This is a genomic window from Mesorhizobium sp. RSR380A (assembly GCF_054719385.1).
In genome coordinates this window covers 3,230,935-3,243,384 of record NZ_JBTTIB010000001.1, presented here as the reverse complement: position 1 = coordinate 3,243,384, position 12,450 = coordinate 3,230,935, and the positions used below count along the sequence as shown (strand labels likewise).

Annotated in this window: 15 protein-coding genes; 5 read left to right on the top strand and 10 right to left on the bottom strand. The window is 64.6% G+C overall.

Going from position 1 to position 12,450, the window contains the following annotated elements:
- Positions 1-25: 25 nt before the first annotated feature.
- Entirely contained in the window at positions 26-1,738 is a 1,713-nt protein-coding gene (gene ureC, locus ACYG9Z_RS15785; RefSeq protein ID WP_031244163.1) for an urease subunit alpha, read from the bottom strand.
- A gap of 180 nt (positions 1,739-1,918) precedes the next feature.
- Here ureC and ACYG9Z_RS15780 point away from each other — a divergent pair, with 180 nt between their 5' ends.
- Together ACYG9Z_RS15780 and ACYG9Z_RS15775 are read left to right on the top strand one after the other, a co-directional pair.
- Complete coding sequence (locus ACYG9Z_RS15780) at positions 1,919-2,281, top strand: hypothetical protein (protein WP_023671233.1); 363 nt, start codon at positions 1,919-1,921, stop codon at positions 2,279-2,281.
- A gap of 123 nt (positions 2,282-2,404) precedes the next feature.
- Positions 2,405-2,902, top strand: coding sequence for a hypothetical protein (locus tag ACYG9Z_RS15775; RefSeq protein WP_023689155.1), 498 nt, complete (start codon positions 2,405-2,407; stop codon positions 2,900-2,902).
- A 26-nt stretch (positions 2,903-2,928) separates the two neighbouring features.
- Here ACYG9Z_RS15775 and ACYG9Z_RS15770 read toward each other — a convergent pair whose 3' ends face one another.
- Genes ACYG9Z_RS15770 through ACYG9Z_RS15750 form a run of 5 tightly spaced genes read right to left on the bottom strand, consistent with a single transcriptional unit; the run spans position 2,929 to position 5,285 of the window.
- The gene (locus ACYG9Z_RS15770; protein ID WP_023671231.1) at positions 2,929-3,234 is read right to left on the bottom strand and encodes an urease subunit beta; all 306 of its coding nucleotides are present in this window, start codon (positions 3,232-3,234) and stop codon (positions 2,929-2,931) included.
- Positions 3,235-3,242: 8 nt separating this feature from the next.
- Positions 3,243-3,836 (bottom strand): HupE/UreJ family protein, encoded by a 594-nt coding sequence (locus ACYG9Z_RS15765; protein ID WP_023689154.1) that lies wholly within the window; start codon positions 3,834-3,836, stop codon positions 3,243-3,245.
- 29 nt (positions 3,837-3,865) lie between these two features.
- A complete protein-coding gene (locus tag ACYG9Z_RS15760) occupies positions 3,866-4,120 on the bottom strand; it encodes a DUF1272 domain-containing protein (protein WP_023671229.1) in 255 nt (84 codons plus the stop codon).
- A 10-nt stretch (positions 4,121-4,130) separates the two neighbouring features.
- A complete protein-coding gene (locus ACYG9Z_RS15755; RefSeq protein ID WP_023689153.1) occupies positions 4,131-4,433 on the bottom strand; it encodes an urease subunit gamma in 303 nt (100 codons plus the stop codon).
- Between the two features lie 30 nt (positions 4,434-4,463).
- Positions 4,464-5,285, bottom strand: coding sequence for an urease accessory protein UreD (locus ACYG9Z_RS15750; RefSeq protein ID WP_081726189.1), 822 nt, complete (start codon positions 5,283-5,285; stop codon positions 4,464-4,466).
- Positions 5,286-5,520: 235 nt separating this feature from the next.
- Between ACYG9Z_RS15750 and ACYG9Z_RS15745 the strand changes: the two genes are divergently transcribed.
- The 3 genes from ACYG9Z_RS15745 (at position 5,521) to ACYG9Z_RS15735 (ending at position 7,846) form a co-directional block, all read left to right on the top strand.
- Complete coding sequence (locus ACYG9Z_RS15745; RefSeq protein ID WP_023671226.1) at positions 5,521-5,775, top strand: acyl carrier protein; 255 nt, start codon at positions 5,521-5,523, stop codon at positions 5,773-5,775.
- Positions 5,776-5,780: 5 nt separating this feature from the next.
- On the top strand, positions 5,781-6,989 hold the full coding sequence (locus tag ACYG9Z_RS15740) for a beta-ketoacyl-[acyl-carrier-protein] synthase family protein (protein ID WP_023671225.1): 1,209 nt from the start codon (positions 5,781-5,783) through the stop codon (positions 6,987-6,989).
- A gap of 152 nt (positions 6,990-7,141) precedes the next feature.
- Entirely contained in the window at positions 7,142-7,846 is a 705-nt protein-coding gene (locus tag ACYG9Z_RS15735) for a glutathione S-transferase family protein (RefSeq protein WP_023671224.1), read from the top strand.
- Between the two features lie 25 nt (positions 7,847-7,871).
- On the opposite strand, the gene ACYG9Z_RS15730 is transcribed toward ACYG9Z_RS15735, so the two are convergent.
- From ACYG9Z_RS15730 to ACYG9Z_RS15715, 4 genes are all read right to left on the bottom strand, one after another.
- A complete protein-coding gene (locus ACYG9Z_RS15730; protein ID WP_023683605.1) occupies positions 7,872-8,243 on the bottom strand; it encodes a hypothetical protein in 372 nt (123 codons plus the stop codon).
- Between the two features lie 85 nt (positions 8,244-8,328).
- Positions 8,329-8,949 carry a nucleoside triphosphate hydrolase gene (locus ACYG9Z_RS15725; protein WP_023671222.1) on the bottom strand — a complete coding sequence of 207 codons (621 nt, stop codon included), beginning with the start codon at positions 8,947-8,949 and terminating at the stop codon, positions 8,329-8,331.
- A gap of 269 nt (positions 8,950-9,218) precedes the next feature.
- Positions 9,219-10,310 carry a hypothetical protein gene (locus ACYG9Z_RS15720; protein WP_023703725.1) on the bottom strand — a complete coding sequence of 364 codons (1,092 nt, stop codon included), beginning with the start codon at positions 10,308-10,310 and terminating at the stop codon, positions 9,219-9,221.
- A 236-nt stretch (positions 10,311-10,546) separates the two neighbouring features.
- Positions 10,547-12,358 carry a methyl-accepting chemotaxis domain-containing protein gene (locus ACYG9Z_RS15715; protein ID WP_023752511.1) on the bottom strand — a complete coding sequence of 604 codons (1,812 nt, stop codon included), beginning with the start codon at positions 12,356-12,358 and terminating at the stop codon, positions 10,547-10,549.
- Positions 12,359-12,450 lie beyond the last annotated feature (92 nt).

Sequence of the window (12,450 nt, the reverse complement as noted above, 5' to 3'; positions counted from 1 at the left end):
TGCCGGGTCGATCAAATCGCCCGCCTCAAAACAGGAAATACCGCTGCGCCATCGGCAGCACGGTTGCCGGCTCGCAAGTCAAGAGTTCGCCATCGGCGCGAACCTCATAGGTTTCGGGATCGACCTCGATATGCGGCGTGGCGTCGTTGAGGATCATCGAGTGCTTGCCGATGCCGCCGCGGGTATTTTCCACCGCCACGAACTGCTTGTCGACGCCGAGCCTGCCATGCAGGCCGGACTCCAGCGCCGCCTTCGAAACGAAGGTCACCGACGAGTTGGTCCTGGCCTTGCCATAGGCGCCGAACATCGGGCGGTAGTGCATCGGCTGCGGTGTCGGGATAGAGGCGTTTGGGTCGCCCATCGGGGCTGCGGCTATCATGCCGCCGATCAGCACCATGTCCGGTTTGACGCCGAAGAAGGCTGGGTTCCACAGCACCAGATCGGCGCGCTTGCCGACCGCGATCGAACCGATGTCCCTGGAAAGGCCATGCGCGATTGCCGGGTTGATGGTGTATTTGGCGATGTAGCGGCGGACGCGGAAATTGTCGTTGTTGCCGGTCTCCTGCGGCAATGACCCGCGCTGGCGCTTCATCTTGTCGGCGGTCTGCCAGGTGCGGATCGCCACCTCGCCGACGCGGCCCATTGCCTGCGAGTCCGACGAGATGATCGAGAAGGCGCCGATGTCATGCAGAATGTCTTCCGCCGCGATGGTTTCCTTGCGGATGCGGCTTTCGGCAAAGGCGATGTCTTCGGGGATCGACGGCGACAGATGATGGCAGACCATCAGCATGTCGAGATGCTCGGCCAGCGTGTTGACGGTGTAGGGCCGGGTCGGGTTGGTCGAGGACGGGATGACGTTGGGCAGGCCGCAAACCTTGATGATGTCAGGCGCATGGCCGCCGCCGGCACCCTCGGTGTGGAAGGCGTGGATGGTGCGGCCCTTGATGGCGGCGACGGTGTTCTCGACGAAGCCGGATTCGTTCAGCGTGTCGGTGTGGATCATCACCTGCACGTCGTGATCGTCGGCAACCGACAGGCAGCAGTCGATGGCCGCCGGCGTCGTGCCCCAGTCCTCGTGCAGCTTCAGCGAGCAGGCGCCGCCCAGCACCATTTCCTCGAGCGCCGCCGGCAGCGAGGCATTGCCCTTGCCGGACAGGCCGATGTTCATCGGGAAAGCGTCGAAGGACTGGATCATGCGCGCCATGTGCCAGGGTCCCGGCGTGCAGGTGGTGGCCAGCGTGCCATGCGCCGGGCCGGTGCCGCCGCCGAGCATGGTGGTGATGCCCGACATCAGCGCTTCGTCGATCTGCTGCGGGCAGATGAAGTGGATGTGCGCGTCGAAGCCGCCGGCGGTCAGGATCTTGCCCTCGCCGGCGATGATCTCGGTACCGGGGCCGATGATGATGGTGACACCGTCCTGCGTGTCGGGATTGCCGGCCTTGCCGATCGCCGCGATGCGGCCGTCCCTGAGACCTATATCGGCCTTGAAGATGCCGGCAGTGGCATCGACCACCAGCGCGTTGGTGATGACCGTGTCGACCGCGCCGCCGGCGCGCGACACCTGGCTCTGGCCCATGCCGTCGCGGATGACCTTGCCGCCGCCGAATTTCACCTCCTCGCCATGGACGGTGAGGTCCTTTTCGACCTCGATAAACAGCTCGGTATCGGCCAGGCGCACTCTGTCGCCGACCGTCGGGCCATACATCTGCGCGTAGGCGGCGCGGGTAATTCTAGCCATCAGTCAATGCTCCCCAAACGAGAGTCCGGCCGCAGCCGAACTCCACATCGTCGCCATCCAATGGTCATGCAATGACCCGCTCGGCGACACCTTCTGATCCCATTTGGCCGTTGAGGTGGCCGTGCCACCCCAAACCGCCCGTTTGCCAAACCCTTGGCCAAATCGATGAAAGGAAAATACATGCGCAAAATCATCGTTCTTGCAGCCGCCGCCACGCTGGCCTCCGCAACCGTAGCCGGCGCCCAGCAGCAGCCCACGCCGCAACCGAAGCCGGCGGCGCCCAGCGCTCAGCCGGCGGCGCCGGCGATCCAGAAGGTCAACATCGTCGATATCAGCGAATTGCCCAAGGCCACCCAGACGCAGGTCAATCAGGTGATCGCCCAGCGTGGCGATGCCGGGCTGCAGAAACTGCGCTCTTCGATCGACGCGACGCCGCAGATCAAGTCGGCGCTCGAAGCCAAGGGGCTCACCTCGGCACAGGTGGTCGCCGCCAGCATGACCACCGATGGCGCGCTGACCCTTGTCACCAAGAAGGCAAGCTGAAAGAAGCGCTTGGCGGGCCGGCACCCGGCCCGCCAGCCCACAGGGAACCTTCGCCCGACAGGAGGCGTTTCGTTCCTTTGGCGCCGAACGGCGTTGCACAGAAAAGTCCACCAGGAGCGAGCAATGCCTGTCTTTGCCGACACCAGATGGCTCCAGAGCCTTGCTGCCTGCACATTTCTCGCAGCTTTCGGCCCGCAAGCCGCGCAAGGTCTTGAAAGCGCTGACGCCGTCAACCGGGCCGACACCGTCAACAGGATCGTCGGCTCCGATGTCCGGCAGGAGGAGGCGCGGACGGAACCACAGACCAACAAGATCATCACCGCGATCGAGCGGACGCGTGAGAACATCGGCGCCGTGCGCAAGACGTCCAAGCTCGATACTGTGGATATCGTCTTCCTCACCGACGCGGCGCGCAGCGAAGGCGGCCCGCCGCCGGCGGTCGAGAGCAAGGTCGAACAGCATCAGGATGACATTGCGGAACTGCGCAAGGAGATCGACGCCAACGCCTTGCTGTTCAACGCCATCGATTCGCGGCGCGTGCTTACGGAAGACGTCCTTGCGGTGGAATTCGACGGCTCGGCAAGAATCGTCATCTACGCGGCGGCCAGGCCGTCGAACTGACCTCAGGGCGCCCGACCCCGTCGATCTCACAGCCTGCCCATGATCTTCTGCTGAAAACCGTAGACCTCGCGTTTTCCTCCGAACGGCACCAGCGTGACGTCCCGCTCTTGTCCCGGTTCGAAGCGCATCGCGGTGCCGGCGGCAATGTCCAGACGCATGCCGCGCGCTTTGTCGCGATCGAATTTCAACCCCTCATTGGTCTCGAAGAAATGGTAGTGGCTGCCGACCTGGATCGGCCGGTCGCCGCTGTTGGCCACCTTCAGCGTCACCGTCGGCAGCCCCTTGTTGAGCTCGATGTCGCCGCTTGCCGTGATGATTTCGCCGGGAATCATCGTTAGCCTCACAAAACGCCGAAGACCAGGCCGACGGCGACTGCAGCACAAGCGGCGCCAGCGGCGCGGGCAAGCCCGCGAAAGCGCATGCCGAGGCCAAGGCCGGCAGCGATGCCCATGGCATGGAGAAGTGCGGTGGCAACGGCAAAGCCGGCCATATAGTCAAGTCCACCGGCATTTTCCGGCACTTCGGTGCCGTGGGCATGGCCATGGAACAGCGCGAACAGGCCGATGATGGCGACTCCGGCCGAGACCGGCAGATCGACCGCCAACGCCACCAGCAAGCCAAGCGCGACGACGGAGGCAAGGATGCCCGGTTCGACGAAAGGCACCGGCACGTGGAGCATGCCGAGCGCGCCGCCGACCAGCATGACGCCGACAAAGGCCAGCGGCCAGGCCCAGATTGCCTTGCCGCCCTTGAGCGCCGCCCACAGGCCGACGGCTACCATGACGGTCATATGGTCGAGGCCGGACAGCGGATGCGCGAAGCCCGCCGCGAAGGACGAGGTCGTGCCGATGCCGACATGGGCATAGGCGGGCATCGCCGCCGCCAGCAGCAGGATCGCTGCAAGCGTGGTGCGTTTGGTTGAAGCAGAGATCATCGGTCTTCCCTTCGAAGTCACGAAAACAATCACGCAGCCTTGCGCGGGCCGCAGCCCTCGGCCTTGAGCACGCGTTGGGTCGAGGCCGGATATTTCACCAGTTTCTCCACTGGGCGGATCGGGCGTGCGGAAAAATTGCCGCCGCAGTTCGGGCAGACGCCGCCCAGCACATGTTCAGCGCAGTCAGCGCAGAAGGTGCATTCAAAGGTGCAGATCAGCGCGTCCGCCGCTTCCGGCGGCAGGTCCTTGTCGCAGCATTCGCAATTCGGTCGCAGCTCCAGCATCGTTTTCTCCTCACCTGATCGGTTCGTGAACGGTCACCAGCTTGGTGCCGTCGGGAAAGGTCGCCTCGACCTGCACGTCGTGGATCATCTCGGCGATGCCTTCCATCACCTGCCCGCGGGTGATGACATGGGCGCCGGCCTCCATCAGTTCGGCGACCGGGCGGCCGTCGCGGGCGCCCTCGACGACGAAATCGGTGATCAGCGCGATCGCTTCGGGGTGATTGAGCTTGACGCCGCGTTCCAGCCGCTTGCGCGCCACGATCGCCGCCATGGCGATGAGCAGCTTGTCCTTTTCACGCGGCGTCAGGTTCATGCGCTTTCCTGGATTTGGACTGTATTTGGCTCAGAGTGACCATAATTTGGGCAGACCCGCCCGCCCGTTGAGCAGTTCGACGAGCGGAACCAGCCGCTTGCGCAGCTGATAGCCGTCCTCGGCAAACAGCCTCGCAAGAAGCTTGCCAGATTTTTTGACGCTCCAGGCGCTGGCATCGCCGTCGGCGCCGACGATGTCGCGGGCCGGATCGAGCAAGGCTTCGGCCTGCGGCGAGACCATCAGCAGCGTCGCAGCGGCAATGGCGCCGCCGGCGACCGCCGGGCGGCCAAGTGCCGCCGCGATAGCCGGCCCGATGCGGAAATCCTCGGCATGAACGAGCGCACCATCCTGGCGGACACGCCAACGGTCGTGGAAATGGCCGTGCGCGGCCTCTTCGCCCATGGCGAGGCGGCCGAATATGGTGGCTTCAAGCAGCAATGCCTCGGCGCCTGCGGCAAGCTCGACCTCGAGCGTGCGGGCAAAGGCCGAGCGGTCGAAGACGATGGTTTCCTGGGGCAGCCAGGCGATACGCCCGCCCGCGCCGACGCTGAGCTTCACCCGAACTTCGGCGCGGTCGCTAGCGGCACGATAGATCTTTTCGCAGGCCTGGGTGGTTATCGAGGCGGAGGCACCTGGCCCGACATCGATTTCCCAGCCGAGCCGATCGCCGCCGGTCAGACCGCCGGCGGTGTTGATGAGCACGGCTTCGAGCGGATCGGCCGCAACGGCCGGCATGCGGATTTTGGCCGAGCCGTCCTGATAGAGGCGCAAAAGCCGGGTGCGTCCATCCCTGACGCCGCACGCAAGCCGGGCCGCCCCGGCCGCGCGCTGGGCCGGAAGAGCTGGGATCAAGACATGCTGCAACGTATCCACGGCGCTAACGTTAAGCACTCCCGGCGCTTTGTCGATATGGTGCTTGTTGATATAGCTTGTTGCTTGACAGCGTTTCCGTTTCTATAGAGGGAGCCTCTTTGGAACGGTCATGCTGCGCCTGGCGGGTTTTTGAAGGCGACGGCGATTTCAGTCCAGGCAACAGGGGCGCCAACCAATCGGCACCGCGACGTTATAAAATTGGGGAAGGAATCGAATGGCTGACGAGCTGGCAACGGAAATCATCGCCAAGATCAGGGCACATGCGGAGCCCGGTGGCGAAGAGATCACCACCAATACGGAATTGACCGCGCTTGGCATCCATTCCCTGGAACTGACCGAGATCATCTTCGATCTCGAGGAGCAGTACGGCATCGAGATCGAGATGAACACGGTCGATGCCTGGAGCAATCTCAAGAATGTCGGCGATATGGTTGAGGCTGTTCGCGCGCTGATTGCGAAAAAAGCCTGAGCTGAATGCAAAAGCGCGTCGTCATTACCGGCATCGGCGGCATATGCGGGCTCGGCGCCAATGCGCCTGCAATCTGGAACGAAATGCGGGCCGGCCGATCGGCCATCGGTCAAATCAGCAATCCCGGTTTGCATGATTTGAAGGTCAAGGTCGGCTGCGAAATCAAGACGCTGCCCGACCATGGCATCAGCCACAAGCAGACCGTGTCGATGGACCGCTTCAGCCTTTTGGCGACGATTGCCGCGCGCGAAGCCATGCAGCATGCCGGCCTGACATCGACTGAAGCAACCACCTACCGGATGGGCGCGGTTGTCGGCGTCGGCGTCTGCGGCTGGGAGGCGATCGAGGAGAACTATCGCGCCATCCTGGTCGACGGCAAGAACCGGGCCGGCATCTTCACCGTGCCGAAAGTGATGCCGAGTGCGGCATCCGGCCATGTCAGCATGAATCTCGGCCTGCGCGGGCCGGTGTTCGGCGTCACTTCGGCCTGCTCCTCGTCCAATCACGCCTTTGCCTCGGCGGTCGACCAGATCCGGCTCGGCCGCGCCGATGTCATGGTCGCCGGCGGCACCGACGCGCCGCTGCTTTGGGGCATCCTGAAGGGCTGGGAGGCCCTGCGGGTGCTGGCGCCCGATACCTGCCGGCCGTTCTCGGCCGATCGCCAAGGCCTGTCGCTCGGCGAAGGTGCTGGAATGGCGGTGCTGGAAACGTATGAACACGCCATGGCGCGCGGCGCGACCATTCTGGCCGAATTTGCCGGAGCCGGCCTTTCCGCCGACGCTTCCGATATCGTCGCGCCGACTGTCGAGGGACCGACGGCGGCGATGCGCGCCTGCCTGGCGGACGCCGGGCTCAATCCCGAGGACGTCGACTATCTCAACGCCCACGGCACCGGCACCAAGGCCAACGACCAGATCGAGACGGCGGCAATCAAGCGCGTCTTCGGCGACCATGCCTATAAGCTGTCGGTGTCGTCGACCAAGTCGATGCATGCCCATTGCCTCGGCGCCTCGGGCGGCCTGGAAATGATCGCCTGCGTGATGGCGATCCGCGAAGGCATCGTGCCGCCGACGGCCAATTTCCGGCAGGCCGACCCCGACTGCGATCTCGACATCACGCCGAATGTGGCGCGCGAGCGCAAGGTGCGCGCGGCGATCAGCAACGGTTTTGCCTTCGGCGGCACCAATGCCGTGGTGGCGTTCAAGGCGGTCTGACGGCAAGCGACTGGCCTGAGCGACTGGCCCTGAATGACTGCGAAGACGGTGTGTGCACCTTCGACCGGTTGATCGGCAAAGAAGCCGAGGATAATCCTTCGCAACTCGCCAGACGGCGCGATACCGCGCCAAATTCCCGACCGGAGCTTTCGATGACCGACCTGTCCGCCTTTCCGATCACCAAGCGCTGGCCGGCCAGCCACCCCGACCGCCTGCAGCTCTATTCCGCGACGACGCCGAATGGGGTGAAAGTCTCGATCGCGCTGGAAGAACTCGGCCTCCCCTACGAGGCGCATCTGGTGGATATCGGCAAGGACCAGAGCTGGACGCCGGAATTCCTGTCGCTGAACCCGAACGGCAAGATACCCGCGATCATCGACCCCGACGGGCCGGGCGGCAGGCCATTCGGCCTGTTCGAATCCGGCGCCATCCTGCTCTACCTCACCGACAAGACCGGCAAGCTGATCCCTGCCGATCCGGCGCGGCGCTACGAGACCATCCAATGGGTGTTCTTCCAGATGGCGGCGATCGGGCCGATTTTCGGACAGGTCGGGTTTTTCAACAAATTCGCCGGACGCGAGATCGCCGACAAGCGGCCGCTGGATCGCTACCGCAATGAATCGCGGCGGCTGATCGGGGTGCTGGAGACGCGGCTGAAGGGTCGAACCTGGATCATGGACGACGACTATACCATCGCCGACATTTCGATGCTGGGCTGGGTGCGCAATCTGATCGGCTTCTACGAGGCGCGCGAACTCGTCGGCTTCGACGACTTCCCCACCGTCGCGGCATGGCTGGAGCGCGGGCTGGCGCGGCCCGCGGTGCAGCGCGGCCTGACCATTCCCGCCAGGAATTGACCTCGGCCAGCCGAAGCAGCCGGGTCTATTTCGCCTTGGCCTTGCTTTTCGAGCCGCCCTTGCCGATGACGGACGCAGCGAGCGACGCAGCGCCCCTGGCTGTCGCCGCCACCGCACCAGCGGCGACATTGGCGGTCGCCTTGACGGTGCGCATCGCGCCGCCGGCCACCGAGCCGCTGCTTGCCGGCTTCTTGGGTTTGGCGGTTTTCGCCGTCACCTTTGCCGTCGCCACCGGTTCTACCTTCTTTGGCGCCGCTTTGCCGAAAGCCGGCTTTGCGTCCTTGGACCGCTCGGCGATCGCCGGGCCGGCGCCTGCCTTCGCCTGCGTGGCCTTTGCCTGCCTGGCTTTGGGTTGAGCGGTCTTGCTCTTGGCGGGTGTTTTTGCCTTGGTTGCCATCTGACGGTTCCCTCACGGCGGCACGATTGCCGATGAGAGATAACGACCTGAAAGTCTTAAGGTTCCCGTTCCGAAGTCCAGCGAACTATGCGGGATCGCCAACAACCAGGTCGGCGGACCTGCGACGGCCGAGCACGCGATCGATGTTGGGCATGTCGTTGGAAGCGATCCAAGCGCGGGCGTCTTCGTCGGAGCGGCCATGCTCGTGCCAGCGCACCAGAAGGCGGCGCTCGAGTTCGGCACGCGGCACATCGACAAAGATGGTGAAGTCGAACAGCGGCGCCAGCCGCGACCACGGCTCCTCGTCCAGCAGGAGGTAATTGCCTTCGACCAGGATGAACTTGGTCTCGGCGGCAACGATGGAGGCGGCGGCGCGCGACAATTCCATGCTGCGGTCGAACACCGGAATGGCGATGTCTGGCTCGCCCGAACGGATGCGCTTCAACAGCGTCTCGAAGCCGGCGAAGTCGAAAGTCTCCGGCGCGCCCTTTCTTGACCGCAGGCCGCGCTGGTCGAGCACGATGTCATCATAGTGGAAGCCGTCCATCGGCACGACTTCAGCCGCGCCCTCCGGCAACAGATCATGCAGGCCGGCCGAGAGCGTCGACTTGCCGGCGCCGGGCGGGCCGGCAATGGCGACGATGAAGCGTTTCGCCTTGCCAGCGCGCTTGAAGATGGTGGCGGCGAGATGGGCGATTTCGGACATTGGGCGCTTCCAGTTATGCTTTGCATCTTGTCGGCAGTTTGAGGAAATTTCAAACCGCGATTTGGGCAATCTCACGACATCCGCCACGTCAGCGCTGCCCCTCGTCGCCCTGCCGGTGTGCAGCCGATAGATGGGTAACACTTCTCCCCCTATGCGTCCGCCGCAGCGCCAAGCAGATTGGTTGGCGCGGCGGTGCGGCGGACAAGCTCCATGTGCCGTGTGTCGAGGATGCCGGCAGGCAGGTGAGGGGCAGGGCCAGCGTTCGAAAATCAGCCGGGCTGGCCGATCCGCAGGAAATCGCTGTCGAATGCGACATCGCGGGTCGAACCATCGGCTCCGGTGAGATGCATGTGACCTGAGGCTGTCCCGATAGCGCGCGGCGGCTCGCCGCTCGCCAGCGGCAGCGTGCCGATGACATGGCGGAAGGAGACTTCGCCGCCGAGGGTAAAAGCGGTCGCGACCCCTTCGCGCTTCAGCCAATTGTCGTCGATCGATGCGGCATGGCCGATGGCGGCGCGGCCGTCCTCGATGCCGAGCACGCCGCGATGGCGGCTGCTCCACGGCGCGTAGTCGCGGCCGCCATTGCTGAACCACAGCATGGTGACCGGAAGCTCCGCCGGGTTCTTCAGCACCAGCACCAGATCCTGTTCGGCCCGGCGCGCCAGCGCCGTCCAGCCCGGACCGTCATGATCGGCTTCGACCAGGGTGATGAAATCCTCGCGCTCATCCTCCATGCGGTAGTCGGTGAGATCGAGCGTGCCGCCGCCAGTGGCTGGAAAGCGCGTCAGATCGGTCGAGCGGGCGGGATAGGAAAGCTTGAAGCGGCCGCGGGCCGGATCGGGCTCCAGCGGTGCGTCCAGTGTCCCGGCAAAGCGCTTCGGCGAAAAGGCCAGCCGGCCGCCATCGCGCATCGCCGCCATCGGATGGTGGGCGGCGGAGACCGCTCCGGAACCGCCGGAAAAGACATGCTCCTGATAGAGAAAGGGATGACTGTTGCGGAGCGTGAAGATCTTGTCGACCGTCGCGCCCATCACCGTGCGGCGCAACCGGAAGACGGCCCGCCAGCCGTCGGATGTCGCTTCGCTGACGGTGACATCCCAGGGGCTGTTGGCCGGCCAGCCATGCAGCGGTGCGGCCTCGATGTCGCTGGCCGAAAACGGTGCGCATAGGAAATCGCCCGACAGCCGCACCGTGCCTTCAGGCAGGTCCGGCGGCAGCGTCTCGCCAGCATCGATCCAGGGCGCGCGGTGCAGCGGCTTCAGCTGGCGGCCATCGCTGTCGACCGTCATGTCGGCGATATGGCCGACAGTGAGATCGAGCGTGACTGAAATGCCCTTTGCCTTGATCGTGACCGTATCCATCCGCGCACCTGCTGATTCTGATGGCAGCGAACAAACCCGCTCCGCGAGGGATGCGCAAGCACAGCGACCGGCATTTTGCATCAGGGCGATTTTTACCCTCCCCCTTGTGGGGAGGGTCGGCGAGCGATCGGAGCGAAGCGGAGATCGATCGACGGGGTGGGGGTAGCGCCCTACGAGGACCCCCACCCCGATCCGCTACGCGGATCGACCCTCCCCACATGGGGGAGGGTGGGCGCCTACTGCCGCTTATACTCGCGCACCGGCGACTTGGTGCCGTCGGTGTAGGTGACCTGCACCGCCATCGACGTCACGTTGTCGGCGACCTTGAAGTAAGGCTGGTAGTCATAAGGAATGGCGTACGGGTCCTTCTTGTCGCAAGGCGGCAGCTTGATCTCCCTGTCGAGCGCCGTGCCGTTCAGGCTGTAGCGCACCTCCTTGATGCCGCAGCGGAACGACAGCATCTGGGAGAAATAGACCAGGCCATGATTGCCGCTGGCGTCGAAGGCGATCCACGACGTCCAGAACTGGTCGAGGATCTGTTTGTTGCCCTGTTGCAGCGCTGCGTCCGGATCGAAACTTATGTCGAACGGCCCGGTCTCGCGGCCCCTGAGATCGAGATACTTGACCCCGATGGTGGTGGCCGTGGTGCTGTCGGGCAATTCGAAGCTCGGATTGGGCATCGGCTTGCCGGTGCGCTGGTCGTTCATCGCCATCAGCCCGGTGTCGGTGAACGGACCTGACACACCCATGCGCCAGGAAATGCCGGTCGCGGCCTCGGGCAGCGAGATGGAGATCATCCAGCCGGCATTGGAGCGCATCGGCGTCAGCGTCGGGGCAAAGCGTGCTGGGTCGAGCACGTCGCCAAGCGCCGTCAGGCGGGTACGGCTGCGGTCGAGCCAGTCGGCGAGCTGCGTCTGGTCGACGAAATATTTGAGCAGCCCGCCTTCCTTTTCATAGGAGACGAACCTGGTCAGCGCCTCGGCCTCGCTGCGCTTGTCGGACAGCGACTGGACGCCGAGGCGATCCTCGGAAAACTCCTGCGCGAGCAGGTAATAGGCCGGTGCGAAATCCGGATTGGCGGCGATGAAGGCGTTGAGCTTGTCGAGACGCTGGGCATCGTCGAACTGCAGGATATGGACCAGCTTGATCGACAGCGCCTTGGCCTTGTCGGCCAGGGCGCCGAACACTTCGCGGGCGCCGGCCTTGCCGTCCTGCACGCGCAGCAGGGTGGCGAAGCGTGTGTAGGGATCGACGGCGTCGACGTCGAAACCGGCGAAAGCGAGATAGGAGCGCCGCGCATTCAGCATGTCGCCGGAAAGCTCGTAGACGCGGGCATTGTGATAGAATTCGTCCGGCCGCTTCGGCTCGGCGATCGTCCCGCCCTGCGCGGCCAATGCGGCAAAGCCCTTGGCGATGGTGTCGATCGAGGCGGCGATCTGCTCGGTGGTCGCCTGAAGCTTATCCGCCTGCTCGGCCTGTTTCTGCTGGCCGGCAGCGAGCGTTTCGGTCGTCTGCTTGACCGCCTCTACCGACTTTTGCGTCTGCGCGCCCTGCTCAGCCTGCTGCTGCTGGGTCGACGCAATTTCCTCGGTCTTCTTCGCCACCGCGTCGGTCGATTGCTTGACCTGGTCGACCGCCAGCTTCGTCTCGGTTACCGTTTGCTCGATCCTGGCCACCCTGGCCGAGACGATGCCCATCTGCTGCTGCAACTGGGCGATGGCCGGCACCAGGCCGGCGATCACACCGTTCTGCGAATTGGTCTGCTGCTGCAGGCCATAGACGCCGCCGGCGACGGCGGCAGCGCTGGTGGCAAAGATCAGCGCCGGCAGCGCCTTGGCGGCCAGCACCAGCCGCAGAACGATGGCAATGGCGATGATGGCGGCGGCAACCGAAGCGACCAGCGCGATATAGGCGGCGAATGGCGCCAGCGGATTGAGGATGTCGGAAGCAGCGCCGCCGATGAAAGCGACGCTGCCGGCCCATTTGCCGGTGCGGCTGAGCGAAGCCCTGATAAGAGATGGCGCAGCCGCGCCGATGTCACCGGTCATTGTCAAGTCCCCCAAGCAATTGCCGCCTCTATAGCAGCACCGCGACCCCGCAGGCAAAACAGGACAGGAAGCAGGCGATTTCGGGCGGGTGG